This window comes from Curtobacterium flaccumfaciens UCD-AKU, from assembly GCF_000349565.1.
GTDB lineage: Bacteria > Actinomycetota > Actinomycetes > Actinomycetales > Microbacteriaceae > Curtobacterium > Curtobacterium poinsettiae.
Genome location: NZ_KB714606.1, coordinates 27,725 through 28,015 on the forward strand (window position 1 = coordinate 27,725; position 291 = coordinate 28,015).

At 82.8% G+C, this 291-nt stretch carries 1 pseudogene; it reads right to left on the bottom strand.

Going from position 1 to position 291, the window contains the following annotated elements:
- A pseudogene (locus H489_RS38000) lies at nt 1–291 on the bottom strand (hypothetical protein); the annotation flags it as partial.

Below are 291 nucleotides of genomic sequence, written 5' to 3' on the forward strand. Positions count from 1 at the left end.
CGACGGCGTCGCGCGCGACGCTGGACAGGGCCTGGGCCAGGCGGACCCGGTTGGCTCCGGCGCGGCGTCGGCCACCGGGGAGGCTCGGGGGCACGTCCGGCAGGGCGGCGAACAGGTTGACGGTGTCGATGTCGTCGGGCGCGGGGCGCGTGCGGCCGGCTCCGGCGCGCAGGCCCGCCGCCACGGCGGTGCGCTCGGCGGCCGTGCTCGCCGGCGCGGGGGCGGCGGCGACGGCCAACCGGGCGATCGCGGCGCGCAGGGCGCGGGCGTCCTGCAGCTCGCGGCCGCTGG